Origin of the sequence: Sphingobacterium suaedae (assembly GCF_042684625.1) — a bacterium.
Lineage (GTDB): Bacteria > Bacteroidota > Bacteroidia > Sphingobacteriales > Sphingobacteriaceae > Sphingobacterium > Sphingobacterium suaedae.
Map to the genome: position 1 here is coordinate 374,208 of NZ_JBHULR010000004.1, position 20,645 is coordinate 394,852.

At 43.9% G+C, this 20,645-nt stretch carries 9 protein-coding genes; all 9 read right to left on the reverse strand.

Annotated elements, in window-relative coordinates; genetic code table 11:
* Positions 1-302 precede the first annotated feature (302 nt).
* The 9 genes from ACFSR5_RS11190 to ACFSR5_RS11230 all read right to left on the reverse strand — a co-directional run bounded on the left by ACFSR5_RS11190 (position 303) and on the right by ACFSR5_RS11230 (position 20,633).
* Positions 303-2,708, reverse strand: a complete 2,406-nt coding sequence (locus ACFSR5_RS11190; RefSeq protein WP_380903745.1) for an ABC transporter permease — start codon at positions 2,706-2,708, stop codon at positions 303-305.
* Between the two features lie 33 nt (positions 2,709-2,741).
* The gene (locus tag ACFSR5_RS11195; protein WP_380903747.1) at positions 2,742-5,147 is read right to left on the reverse strand and encodes an ABC transporter permease; all 2,406 of its coding nucleotides are present in this window, start codon (positions 5,145-5,147) and stop codon (positions 2,742-2,744) included.
* A gap of 40 nt (positions 5,148-5,187) precedes the next feature.
* A complete protein-coding gene (locus tag ACFSR5_RS11200) occupies positions 5,188-7,593 on the reverse strand; it encodes an ABC transporter permease (protein ID WP_380903749.1) in 2,406 nt (801 codons plus the stop codon).
* Positions 7,590-10,061, reverse strand: a complete 2,472-nt coding sequence (locus ACFSR5_RS11205; protein WP_380903751.1) for an ABC transporter permease — start codon at positions 10,059-10,061, stop codon at positions 7,590-7,592. Before ACFSR5_RS11205 ends, ACFSR5_RS11200 begins: the two co-directional genes overlap by 4 nt.
* 43 nt (positions 10,062-10,104) lie before the next feature.
* Positions 10,105-12,519 carry an ABC transporter permease gene (locus ACFSR5_RS11210; RefSeq protein WP_380903753.1) on the reverse strand — a complete coding sequence of 805 codons (2,415 nt, stop codon included), beginning with the start codon at positions 12,517-12,519 and terminating at the stop codon, positions 10,105-10,107.
* Positions 12,520-12,555: 36 nt separating this feature from the next.
* On the reverse strand, positions 12,556-14,997 hold the full coding sequence (locus ACFSR5_RS11215) for an ABC transporter permease (protein ID WP_380903755.1): 2,442 nt from the start codon (positions 14,995-14,997) through the stop codon (positions 12,556-12,558).
* Positions 14,998-15,026: 29 nt separating this feature from the next.
* On the reverse strand, positions 15,027-17,444 hold the full coding sequence (locus tag ACFSR5_RS11220; RefSeq protein WP_380903757.1) for an ABC transporter permease: 2,418 nt from the start codon (positions 17,442-17,444) through the stop codon (positions 15,027-15,029).
* A gap of 90 nt (positions 17,445-17,534) precedes the next feature.
* Positions 17,535-18,215: an ABC transporter ATP-binding protein gene (locus ACFSR5_RS11225; protein WP_380903760.1), complete on the reverse strand. Its 681-nt coding sequence runs from the start codon at positions 18,213-18,215 to the stop codon at positions 17,535-17,537.
* 33 nt (positions 18,216-18,248) lie between these two features.
* Complete coding sequence (locus tag ACFSR5_RS11230) at positions 18,249-20,633, reverse strand: ABC transporter permease (protein ID WP_380903762.1); 2,385 nt, start codon at positions 20,631-20,633, stop codon at positions 18,249-18,251.
* Between the last annotated feature and the right edge of the window lie 12 nt (positions 20,634-20,645).

Consider the following 20,645-nt stretch of genomic DNA (forward strand, 5'->3'; position numbering starts at 1 on the left):
TTGGTGTCCAACGAGACGAGGGGAATGATTGGTATTGAATTTCATCAGAACATTCTCACAGCCTCAATCCTATCTACACTAAAAAATACAATACATCAAAGAACACGTTCGTCCATAATGGGAGTTGATTAGAAAAGTAAAACGCTAATGGGATCCTATATTGTATAATTAGTTTCTATTTTTCACGCGGAGCAGGAATACAGGATTATTAGCTCAAAGGTAGATATTTTTATATTCAAAGAAAAATTATTTATAAAAAACGTTGACTTATGTTGTGATAAGGGATGGTTTAGGGTGTCGTTTTATTCATTCCTCAAGTGACGGATAGGGTTAACCTTTGTCGAGCGAATAATGATGATCGTAATTATTGAAAGTAAGAGGAGGAGAATACCGATTATAGGTGTTAAAAAAATCATACCACTTAGTTCCATCCGAACGGCGTAATTCATCAACCAATCTTTCATAAGGATCCACGTAAGTGGGAGGCTGACAGACAACGCCAAAGCGAATACGATATAGAATTCTTTGCCGAACAGCTGCACCAAATCGGACAGGGATGCCCCAAGTACCTTGCGGATTCCGATCTCCTTCATACGGAGGTTCAATGCAAGCGTGGTCAGGCCAATAACGCCGAGCGCTACGATAAAGATACATACCGCAGTAGCTGTTTGTGAAGCACGCAGCAATTGGCGCTCTGTGGTATACATCTGTTGGATGGTATCATCCATAAACTGTATTTCAAACGGCGCATCAGGCATCAAGCGTTTCCAATGCGTTTCCAGTTCCGTTATGGCTTGGTGCATTGAGCCTGGACGCAACCGGATGGATAGAAAGCGATACTGATTGCTGGCGGTAACCGGCAACCAGACCACAGCCGGAGACTCGGTATGCATGGAATTCGCGAAGAAATCTTCTGTGATGCCGGCTATCTTCCCTATGTACTGATTGTCGAATAGACTAATCTGCTGGCCTAAGGCCTGTTCAGCTTCGGAGTATCCGAAAGCTAAAGCCGCTTTTTTATTAATGACCACCTGATTGTCCGAAAGCCGATCCTGTCTTCTTCGTGTAAAGAAATGGCCAGCGACTACGGGTATTTGGTAGGTCGATGCAAAAAATTGATCGGAAGTGATCAGCAATGCATCGATGGGCTGCTCGGCGCCGTACTTGCGTACTTGCTGCACACCGCCACCCAATGATCCCGGTACCCCATAGGATAAACTGATATCTTGTACTTGCGACAAGCGGCTGAATTCTTGTCGTATATGTTCCATGTGGCTAAGTCCTTGTGTAGACCAGTCTCGCGGTACTTGAACCGTCAGTAAATAATCTTTGTTGTATCCTAGATGTCCGTCAACAAACGTGTCCACTTGTTTACTTATTACTATCGACGCTATCCATACGACGATCGCGACCACAAATTGTAAAAACAATAGCGCGCGCCGGAGATGGTGTTTGCCTCCAAAATTAGCAAGCTGATTTTGGATAGAAGCAAGCAATGGGTTGCTTGCTAGTTTTAGCGCGGGATACAAACCTGATAATAAACCCAACAGGAGGACGCCTCCTGTAAACGCCGCAAAGAACGAAAGCGGAAGGTCCCAGAGAGCAGGTAAGGCCTGTGCCATGATGCCTGCAAAAAGGTGTGATAATAACGGGTATAACACTAGCGCTAAGACCCCAGCGAGAGCGACCATGCACGTATATTCGGTCAACAGCTGAGAAACGAGTTGCTTCTTATTGCTTCCCATGATTGTGCGCACGCCGACTTCCTTCAGTCGGCTTACACTCTGCCCGATCGTGAAATTGACAAAATTGATAACAGCCATAAGCAGCAAGAACGTCGCGGTTATACCGAGCGTACGTATTAGCTGACGGATAGCTCCGTTATTATCGTCGAGGTAGTAGGTTTGTAGTGGCTTCAGCAGAGGCTGTAAACTTGCCGCCACCCGCTCATCAGCATGTTTTGTTAGCAAGCTATGAATTGGTTCTTCCAGCTGTTCGGGGCGAACACCTTCTTGCAATTCCACAAAACTGGCAATCCAAAGGTTCGCCCAATTATCTACGTCTCGACCAAAGAAATCTTCATTGGACAATGGTATAAACACGCCCGCTCGCATAGCCGGCATCAGCTCCATTACCGTGTTTGCCTCCGTTGGTTTTAGTATCCCGGTTACTGTAAATTCGTGTTTGTTGCCAGCGAAGTTGCGGATCGTTAGCCGCTGACCAACGACGTCTGTCCTACCAAAATACTTCATGGCCATGGATGCCTTCAGGACGACGGAAAAAGGCGAGGATAGTGCGGTTTGAACATTGCCCCCAAGCAATTCAAAACCGAACATTCCTAAAAGACTGGCATCACCTAAGGATACGTTCTCTTCATGTACGTTCGTTCCGTTTGAGACAATGCAGGTGAGTCCGTCAATACGGTAGTAGTTTGCTACCAAATGTGGATACTCTTCTTTCAGTGCGCGAGGGAGTGCACCGACCGTTGTCAGATCCAGACCCATACCCGCTTCTTTGTAAGAACTTTGTAAAGCATACTGCCTGTCTTTATGCCGAAGGCTTGAATTTACCTGGTATGTTTGCCAAATATAGGCGCCGATGAGTAAGACAAATGCTAGACTGCAAACTAGTCCAGCTAGATTGATGAAACTGTGAAACTTTCTTTTGAAGATGCTTCTCCAAGCAATCTTAATTTGATTTTTGATCATGGGCTTAAATGATGGTCTATGCTATTTTATATCTTACTCGTCTCGCAGGCTATCCACCGGATTGGCCATTGCTGCGCGCAATGTTTGCCAGCTGATGGTCGCAACCGCGATAACCAACGTCAACAAGCCGGCGACAACAAACATCCACCAGGCAATTGGAATGCGGTAGGCAAAGCTCTGGAGCCAATTATTCATCATCCACCAAGCTAACGGAGCCGCTATCACAAAAGCAACAGCCATTAGCTTTATAAAATCCTTCGACAGGAGAATGACAATGTTTGTGACCGAAGACCCCAGAACCTTCCGTATTCCGATCTCCTTGATTCGTCTGTTGATCATGAGTAGGGCCAAGCCAAATAGACCCAAACAAGAAATAACAATAGCGACAACGGCGCCGCCTATAATAATCTGTGCGAGTCGTTGTTCGCTTTTATACATATTTTGCGTGTTCTCATCGAGGTATGAGGCCGGAACGCTTGCTTTTGGGTTTACCTTTTTCCAGAGCTGCTCTACCCGATTCAACGTTTCACGTAGATTCGCTGTCTTAACGCGTACAAAGATATACGATAGGGAGAATATCCTCGGGTTGATTGAAATGGTCAATGGAGCTACCGTGCGCCGGAGATCTTGGAAGTTAAAGTCATCAATAATCCCAATGACTTGCGGATTGCCATCCATCGAAATAGTTTTCCCCAATACGTTAGCGGTACCACCGAGTACAGCTGCCATTTGTTGATTGACCAAGACGGCGTTCGTATCTGTAGCGAACGACCTATCAAAATCACGTCCTGCTATCAGCTTGATCCCTAAAGTGTTTAGATAATCATAATCTACACGCATAAAATTGGTTGATATCTGCTTGCCTTCAAAGTCAAACCCGAACTTACTTGTTGACATGCTTCCGTCACGGCCGCGGCCGATATTGATGTCAGAAGCACTGACACCCTGTACCCAGGGCTGGGCGGCTAGTTCTACACGCATCTGCTGCAAGACTGTCTGCGGATCCACACCTTCACCGATGGGAATACTGACTACTTCTGATTTATCGAAACCTAGAGGTCGGTCGGCCATGTACCGAAGCTGCGCGCTGATCACAATGGTGGCGATAATTAATACAATCGCTATCGTAAATTGCAGCACGGTCAAACTGTTTCTCAGACCACCTGTTTTTACATCCGAATTGCCTTTTAATGTCTGCATGATACTGATTTTGGCAATACGCCAAGCGGGATATCCGCCCGCAATTAGGGTAATTATACTGAAGGTTAATACCGCGTACACGATGTTAGCGGGACGGAAAAGCTGCTGGACACGCAACGTGTAGTTCATCATCGCGTTGTATTCAGGCAGCAATACCCAAGCTAGCACCAAACCGATGCAGAGGGCGGTCATGCAAAGAAGAAACGACTCTGTCCAGAGTTGCGCAATCAATTGACGGGTTGAGCCACCCAATGTTTTGCGTGTGCCCATTTCCCGATGCCGGGTCATCGCATTGGCTAGAGAAAGATTGATAAAGTTGGAACATGCTATAAATAAAATAAGGGCTGCAATCAATAATAATATCCACGGAAATAAAGGAGAACCGGACTGCCCTAAATCCAAGTCATTCCGATGATACTGCGATATGGGCAAAATGTGTAAGGACACGTAGGCGCTATTTTTGTCCACTTTCGCACCATCTCTTTTTAGCATGTTACTTTCGTCTTTATAATAGAGATCCATAAATGCTTTCGCTTGCTGGGTGAAGCTTACATCATTTATCGGGTCAGCCATCTTCACGAAAACCAAATGGTCTTCATGCTCCCAATCTTCTTTTTGCGCCAGATAGCCTGGTTTTTGTTCAAAGCGCAATAGGCTGTTGAATGTCAAGCTCGAATGAGTGGGGATGGTAGCGATAACCGCAGAAATTGTCTTTGTGCTCCAGCTGCCTCCGGCATAGACCTCCACGTGTTTTCCGATGACTTGATCGGTGCCGAAGAGATTTTCCGCCGTCATCTCATCCACGACCAAGTTATTCAGATCGCTAAGCGCATTTACATGACCATGTACGATTGGAAAGCTAAAGATAGCGAGGAAATCCGGGTCCACATATTTGTTTGTGGATTCCAGTTGCTTATCACCGTACCGCAAAATAACTCCTGAATTCGCATAGCGGCTGGCTAATTTAACGTTCGGCAACGTAGCTTTTAAAGCTGGTGCAAAAGGTGCGGGCATGGTGGAACTACGGCGTATTCCCTGTACCGGTTCGCTGCTAGTATACATCAATCCGATCTTATCACGATCGGCATGAAAATCGTCGTAGGAAAGGTCAAACATCGCGGTCAAGTACAATAATGTAGCCGCGGCAATGGCTACTGCCAGACCGAAAATGTGTATAGTGGAAAGTCCTTTGGCTTTTGTAATATTACGCCAAGCAATTTTTATATTATTCTTTATCATGTCTTAACGATTAGATGGTGGGGTGAGGTTAAAATCTCGTTTATTCATCCCGTAGACTGTTTACAGGGTTCGCACGTGCGGCCTTTATGGCTTGATAACTCACGGAGGTCAAGGCAATAAGAGCTGTCGACACTCCTGCAGTGAGCAACATCCACCATTCCATATTAATGCGGTAGGCGAAATCAGACAACCATTTATCTGCGCTCCACCACGCTATCGGGCAAGCGATTAAAATGGCTAGGCCAATCAATTTGATATAGTCCCGCGAGAGCAGACCTACGATACCCAATACCGAGCTGCCCAGCACCTTTCGGATACCAATCTCCTTGGTGCGTTGGTAGGCAGTGAGCGTGACCAGTCCGATCAGCCCCAGGCATCCCAGCAAAAGGGTAACCACCGTAGATAGGTTAATGATTTTGGCGAGACGGAAGTCCGTCTGATAGAGGTTCTTAATCTCCTGATCGTAAAATTCGAACCTAAACGCAGCATAGGGGTATATTTTTTTCCATTCTTTTTCTATATTTTCCAACGCTGTGTTCCATTGCTTGACATCCCCGCTGAGTTTGATGTTAAATGTCGTGAGGGGGCCACGCTTGTTGGTGGTGACTAAAGAAATTGGATTGATCTGATTACGCAGATTTCGGCTATTGAAATTCTCCATGACGCCAATAATTTGCCAGGTTTGCTCCATCAGCTCTACTTGTTTAGAAATAGCTTCTTCCGGTGTTTTAAAACCCAACAACTGGATGGCAGACTCGTTCAGCAGAATGCCCGTTGTACTATCCGCTAGGGTGGGTTTGCGTCCTGCCAACAAGTTGATATGGAAAAGATCTAAATAGTCTGGATCAGCATATTTCATTTGTATACCGAAGCCGTTTTCTTTGGCATCGCCGTGTTTAAATATGTAATTTCCCCAGTAGCTGGGCTCCATCGGTCGGTGTCCCAAGGAAACATGCGAGATGTCGCTATATCTTTGCAAGGCTTGTTTCAGCAAGAAGGGATCGGCCGTTGCTTTTTCAAAACCCCTGTTGGGCACGCGCATGTTGAGGACTGCCTCTTTTTCGAAGCCTACATGGCTCGATAGCATATGCTTTAGTTGTAACCCTACGACAAATGTCGCGATGACAAATACTTGGGCGATAACAAACTGGAGCACGATCAGTATTTTTCGCAGAGATAGACTACCCAAAGAAAGCTTGCCCGCCCCCTTTATTTTGATGACATCTGCCACCTGCAATCTGTTGATAAGGAACGCAGGATATAAGCTGGAAATCAATGTGATGAATAGCAATAGCGCCCCAATAAATCCTGTCACGGCCAGATCGTCTGCATACAGATTTATATCCGCCGGTATATAGTCTTGCAAAGCCATCGCAAGCATCCTTGTGAGAGGCCAGGATAGGATCCATGCCAGAACGGATACCAGAAATGTCTCCAGCAGAAAGTTTAAAGTAATATGGCTAGGCTGCTCACCCAAGGTTTTTCGTATACCGATTTCTTTTGCGCGGTAGGGTACCTGTGCGGTCGACAAATTGACATAATTGATGCACGCTAAAAGCAAAAGAAAGCCACCGATACCGACGAGTCCGTAAAGAATTTTTTTGTCGACATGGTTTTGGATGGCCGCATTGAAGTGCAAGGACGATAATGGAGCTAGTGCAAAAAATTCTCTTTCATCCTTGTGTTTGTAGCTAACGGAGCGTATTTCGTCCATTTTTTTTGCCAGGGCCTGTAGCATAGGTGCGGCATCTGTATCTCTGCGAAGTTTAATGAACAGCTGGTTATTCGAGAAATGAAAATCCCAGTTGTCAATATTGGGATCCTGGTGTGGCATACTTAAGAATTCTTTTCCGACAAATGAACTCGGCTTTGACAAATCCTGGACAACGCCTGTAATCGTATAAGTCGTTGTGTCGTATTTAAGGGCTTTTCCAACAACGTCTTGAATATTTAGCGTCGGGAAATAGAGTTTGGCACGGGATTCCGTAAGAACAACTTCGTTTACGCGGGTAAAAGCATGTGTAGCATTTCCAGCCAACCAAACATACGGCACCATGGTAAAATAATCCGGGGAAGTCGCAAAGATTTGATCTTGGTCAATAAACGCAGGAGCATGGTCGTGTGCTGACGAAGAAATTATTTGTTCTACGCTACGCTTAAATAAAGGTACGGTTAGGTCTACTTCCGGAAAATTATCCTTGATATACCTGAACAGGGGCATAGGAATACCGTCGAAATCGTGCGTACCCTCCTTGTCTATATATTGCATATAGACCTTATAAATCTGTTCTTTTTCAGGATGCGATTTGTCGAAACTGAACTCATAATTTACAATCCTGAAGACCATCCAACAAGCACTGATACCAATCGCTAGCCCTAGGATATTAAGCCCCGTAAAAAGCTTGCTTTTCCATAATTTTCGTAATGTTAGTTTAAGCCCATTCATCTTTCGTAGTATTTATAGCTCTTAATCATGTTCAGGTATGAGTTGTTTGATATGTGGTTCCAAATGGCATTTGGGTTATTCATCCCGTAGGCTATCAACAGGGTTGCTGAACGCAGCTTTAGGGCCTGATAGCTTATGGTTACTAGACTGATGAATAGTGCCATTAGTCCGGCCAGCACAAAGAAATGCCATTCGATTTTTATGCGGTAGCTGTAATCTTCTAACCAAGTATTCATAGCCCACCAAGCGAGCGGAGATGCGATGACGATGGCAATAAGCACAAGTTTGATAAAATCGATAGATAGCAAGGACATCACTTGTGCAGCGCTTGCGCCTAATACCTTTCGCACAGCAATCTCCTTCATGCGTGTTTCGGCCATATAAGCGATCAATGCTAACAATCCGAGGCAAGAAATAAATATGGTCAACCCAGCGAAGACCATAGCAAGCGTACCGATGGCTTTTGTTTCAGTGAATTTTCGTTCGTATGTTTTGTCGATGAATTGATATTCAAAGGGATAGTCTGGATTGAATTTTTTAAAGATGGATTCAACGATCTTTAGATTGTCTGAGGTGCTGCGGTTGGTATTCAACCGATAATGTATGGTTGTAAACCAAGATCTGGGGCCTAAAATGACTACTGGCTTGTGGTCTCCAAATGGAGAGCCCATTATAAAGTCCTTCACAACCCCGACGACAGTCCATTTTTTCCCATCTCCATCGACAATACTATTTATGGGGTCAGTAAGGTGAAGGCTTTTTACCGCTGATTCATTTAGTAGCATGGCGGAACTATCGGTAGCAAACTTGTAAATATCGATATCTCGGCCTTGTATCAATGTCAACCCTAGGTTTTCTATAGCATTGGCGTCGGTACTGAAGCGATTATACGAAATTCGTTTGTCTTCTTCTGTTGATATACCCGACGTAAACCCCCAGCCGTTGCTATAAATTTCTGTCACGGGCGACATGTTTTTAGAAACGGAGACAACCGCGTTACTGGCTAATAACTCGTTTCGAAGAAGCCCGTAGTTCTTTTCCAGCTCTCCCTTAATGCCGGTATATACGAGGCCATTTTCATTGTAACCGCGGTCACGTTGTTTGGTATAGTGGATTTGTTGTGTGACAACGACGGTGGCAATGATCAGCACAATGGCCAGACTGAATTGCGTTACAACCAATATCGAGCGAACACTCAGTCCTCTTGTTTTAGCCGCAAATTTTCCTTTTAACGTATGAATAGGACGAAAAGACGAAAGGAAAAATGCCGGATAGATACCGGCCAATAACCCTGTGAATATAGCAAAGAACAGTAAGAAAAGCCATGTTCGGAAATCAAGAAATGACAACGAAAGTTGTTTGCCGACAAGCTCATTGAAGAAGGGGAGCGTTATAAAAACAAAGAGCGTAGCCACGAGCATGCCAAACAAACTGACCAGCAGACTTTCCGCCAAAAATTGTGCAATTAAGCTTTTTTTACGAGCACCAATTACCTTGCGGACACCTACCTCTTTTGCACGCCGTTCTGAACGGGCTGTACTTAGGTTCATAAAATTGATACTAGCTACTAATAAAACGAAAGCGCCGATCCACGCAAATAGTTTGACAATGTCTATGCGTCCGGAGGTATAATTTCCTCCTTTACCGCTATTGTACAGAAAAGCGTCGGGATAGGGGAATGCAAATAACTCTCCAGTGTATCTTGCTGATGCTCCACCCGCAGCCCTATTATCAGCATTTATATGATCCCGGGAGTAGGTTTTGATCTTGGCATTAAATTCGGACAATGCTGTGCCTTCGTTCAATAAAATATAAGTGCTGACTGAATTGTTGCGCCAGTTGTCGTCTGTATAACCTATTTTTTTAGCATATGCGTAGGGTAGGAGAATATCAAATCGGAAGCTAGAAGTGGTTGGCAGATCTTCGAGTATAGCTTGTACAACCACTTGGTTCGCAGAATCTATTTTAACCGATTTTCCGATAGGATCTTCATCGCCGAATAGGGCTTTTGCATACCTGTTGGTTAAGACGATAGCGTTGGGGCTATCAAATTTCAAGTTTTTGTCTCCTTTAACGAATGGAAAGGAAAACATGTCAAAGAATCCAGGATCAATAAATACCGTATTGGCCATCAATTTTTTTTCTTGGAAAGTCGTCAAAAATTGATGGCCTTCGTCGTAGCGTGAAAATGCTTCAACATCTGGGAAATCAACAGCCAAGGATGGGCCTAATATTTTCGGTGTATATGCCCAAGCCCATTTTTCGCCCTTATTCGTATCACGATTACTCATGATATAAAGTCGATCATTTTTTTCGTGAAAACGGTCCATTGTCATCATATTTTGCAACCATAGTGCAATGAGCAGAGCTCCCGCCATACCAACAGCCAATCCAAAAATATTGATGACAGAAAAGGCCTTATTCTTTAATAGATTTCTCCAAGCAATTTTTATATAGTTCTTGATCATTTATTTGCAGAATTTGAATGTAATACCATGATTTATAGGTGTATTATTCATCGCGTAAACTATCTACGGGATTGGCTCGAGCTGAAAAATATGTCTTCGATAATAGAACGGCGGTGGCCACGAATAGCAGACCAAGGGCTGACAGCGCGAAAATTGACCAATGAATCGGCGCGCGATATACAAAATCTGCTAACCATTTGTGCATGAAATACCACGCTATAGGGAAGGCTACCAAACAAGCAATACCAACGAGTGATAGCAAGTTTTTCAATAACAGCATCAGAATTTGTAAAACGGATGCGCCCAATACCTTACGGATACCGATCTCTTTTGTGCGTTGGTTCGCGGTAAAGATAGCCAATCCGAATAATCCCAGACCGGCAATCAGCACAGATAAGGATACTGCCCAGCGGAGGAGCTGAGAGAGCTGTCGTTCTTTTTTGTAAAAACCTGCGATGGTATCATCCAGAAAGGTATACTCGAACTCATCGTCGGGAAACACCGATTTATAGACGATGGCCACTTTATCTAGCGCAATCTTCCAATTTTCGGGGTGTTGTTGATCCAGTGCAATGTGCATAACGTAACCGTCCTTGTTGCCCCAATAGATGAGAGGCCTGATATCAAACCGCGCGGAGGCCAAATCAAAATCTTTCATGATGCCGACAATGGTGGTTTCTCCATTGTTGAATGTTTTGCCGATCGCTTCCGCTGGCGACGCCACGTTTAAGAGGGTCAGTGCTTTTTCATTGATTAGTGCTTCTTTTGTCGAATCCAGCAAGCGGATGTTTCGGCCTGCAATCAACGGAATTTGGTATACATCCAGATAGTGGTCGTCGCCATTTCGGGCATCCAACGTTACCGGTTTGTTGTCTGTCGATTGGTCATAATTCATGGTAGAACTCATCCAACCCGAGAAGGCGGGGGATTGATTACCAAAACTTATCGCTTTTATTTCTGGGATCGCCTGCAATTTAGTTTTTAAAATGTTGCCTTGAGTGGAATTGCTGTAGTTTCCGGGAATATAGAAATTAACAATTGCGTCTTTGCGAAAACCCATATCTTTCTGGACCGCGTACTGAATCTGTCTCGTAACGACAACGACGCAGATCAAAAAAACTTGTGCCAATATAAACTGAAAAACAGTGAGACTTTTGCGTAGCCAACTGCTGCGGGACAGATTACTATTTTTGCTGAATTGGTTTTTTAACGCGAGAATAGGAACGTATCCGGTTAATATCCATGCCGGGTAAGATCCGGCTATTATCGTAACTATAATCCATAGCGCGGTTAAAAATACCGCAATAAACTGGAGTGGTGCCCGTTCTAAAGTTAAACCCTCGGGAACGAAACCTTCGAATGCATGGAGTAGAATAGGTAGTAAGACGATAGACAAAAGCGTGGCCAGAAATGAGATGACAGCTGTTTCTGCTAAAAATTGAAAACTGAGCATAAACTTTGAGCTTCCTAAGGTTTTTCGAATGCCAATTTCTTTTGCTCGTTCGATAGATTGAGCAGTAGATAGATTGACGAAGTTAATTGCTCCAAGTGACAGCAGAAATAGTGCTAAAATTATTAAGTTCCGCAAGGTGGCTGAACTGACGGCTTGATAATTGAATGCCGCGTTGAAATGCACATCCGCGATGGGCTGAAGTTTGGAGTGGACATTCCATACGTCGGTTTGTTCTTTCTTGTGATTGGATACAATGAGAGAGAGATCTGCTTCCACCTTTGCTGGCTTCGTTCCGGCAGTTAAAACGACAAGACACTGGTAAGAATCCGAATAGCTATTCCATTGATCCCAGTTCGATAAGTCGGTGAGCGATGGATAAATTGGAATGGTTGCTGAAGATGCGAAGCTGTTAAATGCGAAATCGGAATTTCGCGGCATCGGTTGGACAACTCCTGAAACTTGAAAAGCAATAGAGTCAGCGAAAATGATCGTTTTACCGATGGCATCTTCGGGACTGTAATTCGGAAAAAAACGATTTAAATCGGTTTCCGTAAGTACAATCGTGTTGGGTTTATCCAATGAAGCTGCGTTTCCGGCGAGCCAATGATGCGTATACAGATCGAAGTAATGACGGGTTGTAAAAACCAGGCGATTTTGTTTCGAGAAAACCATGAAATCAACCGACTTTTCTTTCGGAATCTTTATGGAGATGTTCGGAAATTTGTAGAGTGGAACGACGGTTTCAATCCCTGTTGCTTCATCCTGCAATGTGCGTATGAGCGGTAGTGGTACGCCTCCAAATTTGAAATTATCACCTTCACTGACGAGACGAAAGGTACGGTCTCCATGTTTAAGATGTTTGTCGAAACTGTAGTTATATTGAACCAGCAAAAATATGACCAGGGTCGCACTGATCCCGATAGCCAAGCTGACAATGTTGATCGTTGTAATCAGCTTGTTTTTCTGTATATATCGAAGAGCCGTTTTAAAAAAAATCTTGATCATGTTTTCTGGATCTAAGTAGTTAGAGAATAGACATGGTTATTCGTTTCTTAGGCTATCCACTGGGTTCGCTTGTGCGGCCTTGATAGCCTGATAGCTGACAGTTACAAGAGCAATGAATATCGCTGCCGCTCCAGCGGCAACAAAAATCCACAACGGGATTGCAATGCGGTACACAAAATCAGCCAGCCAAGTGTTCATCATCCACCAGGCTATGGGCGAGGCGATAACAATGGCAATAATCACTAGGCGCAGAAAATCCCTCGTTAACAACTGTACTATACCCTGAATACTGGCGCCTAAAACTTTTCGTATACCGATTTCTTTGACCCGTTGTTCGGTCGTGAATGCCGCGAGACCAAATAATCCTAAACAGGCGATGAAGATCGCTAGAGAAGCAAACGTACTGAAAATAGCCCCCGTACGTTTGACATCGGCATACATATGTGCATAACTTTCATCGAGAAAAGTGTAACGCATCGCCTGATTCGGGGATAGCCGTTTCCATATCATCGACAATGCTTTTAGGCTCGTTTCTATATCCTTGCTTTGTAGTTTAACAGCAAGCATGGTCGGACTGTTGCCTAAGGATAAACAAATGCCGCCGATTTCGTCTTTGAGTGTTTCAAAATGAAAATCTCGCACGACTCCAATGACCGTATATGTCATGCCGTTTGTAATTCGTGCCCCGACGGGGTTTTCGAGGCCTAAATTCTTCGCCAGCGTTTCATTGATCACGACGGCGGAAGAATCAGAAGCTCTGTCTTTTTGAAAATTTCGACCAGCAACTAGTTGCATACCCAATGTGGGAATGTAGTTTTCGTCAACTTCCCAAATCTGTCCATTTTGACTGGGCTCCACGTCTATTTTTCCTTCTTTCCAGAAGCTATTACCGTTTCTTTTGACGCCGGCGGCCTGTACAGGAAGGTAGTCGCTTACTGTCATGCTCTTGACCTGCGGCAGTCGGGCGATTTCTTCCTGCAATACGTGCATGTGATTGCCAAGGGTTGCCGTTCCCTGTAGTACTAGAACCTGGTCTTTTTCAAAGCCTATTTTCTTGGTAAGTATAAAATGCAGTTGATGGTTGACAATTAATGTTCCAATGATCAGAACAACGGATGTGGCAAACTGGAAGATGACAAGACTGTTTCGGAGTACGGGACTCCGTCCCTGCCGCAACTCCCCTTTAAAGACAGCAGCTGGTCTGAATTTAGATAAATAGAAGGCGGGGTAAATGCCCGCTATCAAACCCACCAATATCGCTGATAACAGAAGAAGCAGGATAAATGTTGAATCGGACCATGGAAAATGGAGCTGTTTGCCTGCTAGTTCATTGAACAAAGGGAGAGTTAGCCAGGCGATAAGTATGCCGATTACAAAGGACAATACACTATAGAGCATTGACTCACATAAAAATTGGAAAATGAGATCGCTCCGACGCGATCCGACGACTTTGCGTAAGCCTACTTCTTTCGCTCGGTTAGCCGATTTGGCTGTGGATAGATTGATGAAGTTGACGCATGCGATAAGCAAAATGAAAGCTGTAATCGCACCGAATAACCAAATTAACCGAATATCGCTCTGCGGCGTGTTCTTGTAGTCTTCGATGCCATTAGAATGTAGATAAATATCTCGGATAGGCTGGAGGGATAATTCAACAGAACTCCAGGTTTGTGCAGCTTTACTATTGCCCCCCTGTGCGAGCTGTGGAATCCAATAATTCTTGCGGATATGTTGAGTTAATTTTTTTTCAAATTGCGGAATATCAGTGCCCTTTTTTAACTTGACGTACATCGGATAGTTTGTCGCACCCCAATTTTCCTGCTCACCGGGATAGAACACAACGCCGTTTAAGGTCAAGAAAAAATGGAAGGTTTTGAGGTGCGAATTATCAGGTATGTCCGCAATGACTGCTTTGACCGTGTATGGTCTAGTACGGTCACCATTGAGATAAACCAGTTTTCCAACTGGATTTTGTTCGGGAAACAATTTGGCAGCCTTACTTTCGGTCATTACTAAGGAATAGGGTGCTGTTAGCGCTTGGTCCCGCTGACCAAATACCACCGGCAGTTCCAGCATGTCCAACACCTGTTGATCCATATAAGTAAACCCTTCCTCATAGACGCTCTCATTATTTCGTTCCGTGGATACCTGATTGCTGCCAGCACCATAAAATAACGCATTGGGAAGTATCCGGCCCACCAGTTCAATCTCGGGGAAGTCTGCTTGTATAGCTTTGCTGAGCGGAGCCTGAAACGACGTGCCTCGGCGAATTGTCCCTTTATCTTCCATGCGACCGACAATTCGGTAAATTTGGTCGCCATATGTATAACTGGAGTCGTAACTTGTCTCATAAATAATGTATCGGGTAATGAGAATACACGCAGCGATGCTGAACGCGAAACCACCCACTTTAATCAAGGCGTACAACTTGTGTTTCATCAGGTTGCGCCAAGCCATCTTTATATAATTCTGTATCATTGTTTCTAAGCTATGCAATCTGTTTCAGCCTATTCGTCTCGTAAACTATCTACCGGATTAAAGCGAGCAGCTTTAACGGCTTGGTAGCTTACTGACAATAGTGCAATTACGACGGTAATGAGTCCGGTCGACAGCAACATCCACCATTGTACGTCGATACGATACGCGAAATTCTCCAACCATTTGTTCATTCCCCACCAAGCAATGGGACAAGCCAATACAATGGCGATACCCACTAATTTTACATAATCTTTGGCTAACAGGATGACGATGCCCGGTATCGTACTTCCTAGCACTTTGCGGATACCGATTTCCTTTGTGCGTTGATAGGCCGTCAGTGTGACTAAACCGATTAGTCCCAAGCAACTGAGGATAACGGTAACAGCCGTCGCCAGGTTGATCATACGTGCTTGGCGTACATCGCTTTCGTACATGGCCCGTATTTCGTCGTCATAAAATTTGTAGAGGAACGGAGCGTTTGGATAGAACACTTTCCATGCTTTTTCTATACGCGTGATCGTAGCCGGCCATGTTTCTGTGTTTTTAGAGAGTTTGATATTAAAAGCCCGCAAGGTGTGTTGTTGCGTAGAAATGCGGATACCTAATGGTTCCATCCCTGTGTGAAGATCTTTCTGATGAAAGTCCTGTAATATGCCCACGATTTGCAGAGGCGTATTTTCGCTGTAGTTTACAAACTGTCCAACGGCTTGTTCGTTCGATTGAAAACCGAGTGCTTTACGGGCTTGCTCATTCAGAAAGATGCCTCTTGCAGTGTCTGCAAGGGTAGGCGCGCGACCTGCTAGATGTTGGATGTCGTAGACGTTAAAAAATTCTGGATCCACGTATTTAAAGGGTAGGTGGACTTGCACTTTTCCGGTATCAGTCTCTATCGACAGGTTGTTGCCCCAATGTTCGCTGCTCATCGGAAGATGGCCTAAGGCTACCGCTTGTATGTCCTTATCGTTTGACAAGGCCTGTTTTAGTAGAAAAGGGTTGACATCTGCATTTTCAGACGATTTATACGGAAAACGCATCGTAATAACAGCTTGCTTGTCAAACCCGAGGTCTTTTTCCATCATAAACGTCATCTGCCGGGCGATGATAAACGTACCAATGACAAAAACCTGTGCAATAACGAACTGGAAAACAATCAATATTTTGCGCAGGGTAATGTTGCCTAACGTAAGCTTGCCAATACTTTTTAATTTGATGACCTGAACGACGTTGACACGGTTTATTAAATAGGAAGGATACAGGCCAGCGATAAGTGTCAACGTTGTAACGAGTACTATAAGAAAGATGATGACGGCACGCAAATCGGAATATTCGTTGATCTGAGGGGGCATAAAATCCGTAAACATCCACTGGAAAGCGCGGACCAATGGAATGGAGAGCAGTAAGCCCAACATGCAAATCATAAATGTCTCTTGTAGAAAGTTCCAGGTCATCCGCCAAGAGCGCTCGCCCATGGTTTTTCGAATGCCGATTTCTTTGGCGCGCTGCGGAATTTGCGCCGTGGTGAGGTTGATGTAATTAATACATGCCAATAGCAACAAAAAAAAGCCTATTCCAATCAATCCGTATAATATTTTGGGATTTGCAGCGTAGCTCCCCATAGCTACGTCTTGCCGAAAATGTTTTTCAGCCAGGGGCAATACATCGAACCAGATGCGAACATTGTATTCTTTAAATTTCTCGCCTACCATGTCGGTGATTTTTTTATTTGCCGATTGTAGAAGGGAAGCTTTTTGAGGATCCTTCAATTTAATGAATAACGTATGATTGGAATTAGACCCCATCCAGTTTTCGTTTGTCCATTCGTTGGTCGGAATAGGCATGAATTCCTTTCCATCAAAACTACTGGGTTGATCTAGATCGGCGACTACTCCTGTCACGGTGAATAAGGTGCTGTCATATTGCACGGTTTTTCCGACGATATCGGTATATGTTGTTTTTGGAAAATACAATGTCGCACGCGAAGCCGTTAGCACGACTTGGTTTGGCTCAGCAAGCGCTGCGCTAGGGTTCCCTGCCAGCCAGGTATATGGTACCAACTTAAAGTAGGCCGGCAGGACACTTTTTATAGCAGATTGTTCTTCATAGATTTGCGGTTTGTTGTTGTGTGCCGGAATACTAACTGTTTCGTAGTACCTATTGTATACTGGAACGACCACAGCTATATCTGGATGCGTTGATCGAATAAAAGGGGCTAAAGGAAGGGGAACGCCTCCAAATGTACCTTCTTTATTCTCGAAAAACTGTTTGGATACAACCTGGTAGATATGTTCTTTGTATGGATGTGATCGATCAAAGCTGAACTCATAATTTACGATACGAAAAACAATCCAACAGGCGCTGATGCCAATTGCCAATCCAAGGATATTGAGGCCGGTAAAAAGCCTGTTTTTCCATAATTTTCTTATTGTAAGTTTAAAACTGGTTGTCATTTTAGCTTCCGTTTTACTGAAAGTGATTTTGTCGTTTAGTATCGTCCATGTTTTCCGGTCCAACGTTTTTCGCGTTTTTGGTGAATGTCGTCAGGAAACGTTCTCGGTTTCCATAATGACCTGCCCATCCAGCATTCGGATGACGCGATCCGCAAATTTGGCGTCGTGTTCACTGTGTGTCACCATAACGATAGTTGTTCCGGCTTCGTTCAACTCCGTCAGCAGTTGCATGACCTCATTACCATTGCTCGAGTCGAGGTTACCGGTAGGCTCATCTGCTAAAATCAGCTTCGGATTGTTTACGACGGCACGTGCTACGGCGACCCGTTGTTGCTGTCCTCCAGATAATTGTTGCGGAAAGTGGTTGCGACGATGCATGATCTGTACTTTTTCAAGTACTTCTTCGACCCGTCTTTTGCGTTCAGCAGCTGGTACATTCGTATACACGAGTGGAAGCTCCACGTTCTCAAAAACCGTGAGCTCATCGATCAAATTGAAACTTTGGAAAACAAACCCAATGTTGTGTTTTCGTAAATCTGATCGTTTTCCCTCTTTGAATTTTGCTACCTCAATGCTGTTGAACTCGTAACTGCCTTCATCTAGATCGTCCAGTAATCCGACAATATTCAGTAGCGTAGATTTTCCGCATCCGGATGGTCCCATGACGGCTACAAATTCGCCTTCTTTCACATGGATATTTACGTTGTTCAAGGCCACCGTTTCTACTTCTTCGGTGCGGTAATATTTTTGCAGATTGGTTATTTTGATCATATGTTATGTATTTAGCGCGTTCGTATGTGCATGTTATTCGTTTCGTAATGTCTTCGTTGGATTGCTCGTTGCTGCGCGGAGAGCCTGAGAGCTGATGGTTATAGTTGCAATTGCTAACGATAAACCTGCAACAAACAAGAAGATGATCCAAGGCATTTCCATGTGGTAGTTATAGCCCATTAACCAATCATTCATAAAATACCACGCTATTGGGAAGGCGATGAGACAGGCCACGCCAACTAAGACGAGGAATTCATAATTAAGCATTTTAACGAGACGTCCTACTGAAGCTCCTAACACTTTACGGATACTAACTTCTCGTGCCCGTTGTTCGGCCGCGTATGCCGCTAAACCTAACAATCCAAGACACGAAATAATGATGGCTAGAATCGCAAATAAACTAGCCAATTTTTGGAGCATCATTTCTGTGCCAAAGTAACTGTCGAATGATTCATCAAGTGGCCGGTAACTAAATGGAAATTCGGGATTATATTTTTTTACTATGCTTTCAATTTGAGCAATAACGTCTTGGAAACTGACATGTGGCTTTATTTTAATATTCATTATTCCACCGTTATACCCGTATGCATAACCCACATCCAAAGGGGCCAAGACCAATGGTTCGGCGGTACCGTATATGTCGTTATATACATAGTTGTTTACAACACCTACAATAGTAAATGGTATATTATTCATTTTTATAGTTTTACCTGCCACCAAACCATCAGGTTGTATGAGTTTGGCATAGCTTTCATTGATCAATATGGACGAACTGTCACCAAGAAAATTAGGCCTAAAATTTCGCCCATCGTTGATTGTTATACTTAATGCATCGGTAAATTCTGGGTCTACAAACGTAAATCCGATAAGAATGGATGATTTTGGATCTTTCCCGTCCCATTCAAAATCCGATGTATTTGAACCTACGTTTAACACATTCGTGATACTCAAACCAACGGATTCAATTTGCCCTGTGGCTTTTAGCTCTTGCTTAATAACATCCATATGTTTGAACATCTCGCCTTGGATGTCTGTCATGATCACGTGGCTACGTTCAAATCCAAGATCGCGGTTTTTCGCATGTTGCACCTGCAAGTAGATAATGGATGTACAGATCATCAGGATAATAGCTGCTGTAAACTGTGTGACGACTAGTGTTTTTCGTACCCCACTTCCTGAACCAACTTTTCGCGTTCCTTTTATAGTGCGCAGTGGGTCAAACGAAGAAAGAAAAAACGCGGGATAACTGCCCGAGATCACCCCACACACGAGTGTGATTATTGAAAGAAAACCCAGATGATAACTATTTTTTAAATCGATAGTTAGTTCTTTGTATACGAAAGTATTGAAAAAGGGAAGGCCAAGCTTTACTAACCCCACAGCGATAAGTCCGGCTATACCAGCAAAAATCAGGGACTCTCCGAGAAATTGTAGGATTAAAGTTCTCCTTTTCGCTCCTACTATTTTGCGCATGCCAACTTCCTTTGCTCTTTTTTCCGATCTCGCGGTGGAAAGGTTCATAAAATTAATGCAAGCGATTAAAAGAACCAACCACGCGATGGAGGTGAATAGGCGGACACTTTTGATCTTGCCCTCTTGTTCGATGCCTTGTTTGAATGTGTTATACATTTTCCAGCGTTCCATGGGATACAGGAAATTCTCGTCGGTATGTTCTTTGGATCCTTGTTTGTCATCGATGTAGTACTTCAATTTTGCATTCACGGCGGTCAAATCTGCCGTCGGATCTAATTGAACTAGGGTCATGACGCTGTTATTCCCCCAGTTTTTAAATCCAAACTCTGGTTTTGATGCTTCCAACTTTTTAAAGTCGATTAACCAGTCGTATTTAAAACTTGAATTCTTAGGAAAATCTTTCGTAACGGCGGATATCGTGTACACCTCACTATTGTCAAACTTTACGGTCTTGCCAACAGTTTTCGTTGTGCCGAAGAGCTTCATGGAGGCTGATTCGCTTAAAACCACACTACTGGGGTCGTTCAATGCAGATTTGATAGTTCCTTCCAGAAATTCCGGCATCAAAATAGAAAGTATCGCAGGATCGGCATAATAACCGAACTGATAAAGCTGTTTATCCCCTACACTGAATAGGCTGCTGCTGCCCCAGTACATTCGACCAGCATGCAATACCTCCGGAAAATCTCGTTGAAATTCCTGTGCAAACGGTGCGGGTGTGGCCTCAAACACGTTGATATTGCCATCATATGTTTGTTTTGACTTTGTAATGTATATATCCTTTTTATTGACAAAATGGTCATTCCAAGACACTTCGTCTTCTACCCATAAAAAGATGAGTGCGGTTACGGCAATGCCCAGTGCCAAGCCGAATATATTCAGAAAGCTGTACCCCTTCGTTTTCCGAAGGTTTCGGATGGCCGATCTAAAAAAATTCTTTATCATCTTTTTACTATT

Bases quoted from the DNA above. Each gene is read 5' to 3' on its own strand.
- ACFSR5_RS11220 (WP_380903757.1), bottom strand. From the start codon at position 17,444: ATGACAACCAGTTTTAAACTTACAATAAGAAAATTATGGAAAAACAGG.
- ACFSR5_RS11210 (WP_380903753.1), bottom strand. From the start codon at position 12,519: ATGATCAAGATTTTTTTTAAAACGGCTCTTCGATATATACAGAAAAAC.
- ACFSR5_RS11215 (WP_380903755.1), bottom strand. From the start codon at position 14,997: ATGATACAGAATTATATAAAGATGGCTTGGCGCAACCTGATGAAACAC.
- ACFSR5_RS11195 (WP_380903747.1), bottom strand. From the start codon at position 5,147: ATGATAAAGAATAATATAAAAATTGCTTGGCGTAATATTACAAAAGCC.
- ACFSR5_RS11230 (WP_380903762.1), bottom strand. From the start codon at position 20,633: ATGATAAAGAATTTTTTTAGATCGGCCATCCGAAACCTTCGGAAAACG.
- ACFSR5_RS11205 (WP_380903751.1), bottom strand. From the start codon at position 10,061: ATGATCAAGAACTATATAAAAATTGCTTGGAGAAATCTATTAAAGAAT.
- ACFSR5_RS11225 (WP_380903760.1), bottom strand. From the start codon at position 18,215: ATGATCAAAATAACCAATCTGCAAAAATATTACCGCACCGAAGAAGTA.
- ACFSR5_RS11200 (WP_380903749.1), bottom strand. From the start codon at position 7,593: ATGAATGGGCTTAAACTAACATTACGAAAATTATGGAAAAGCAAGCTT.
- ACFSR5_RS11190 (WP_380903745.1), bottom strand. From the start codon at position 2,708: ATGATCAAAAATCAAATTAAGATTGCTTGGAGAAGCATCTTCAAAAGA.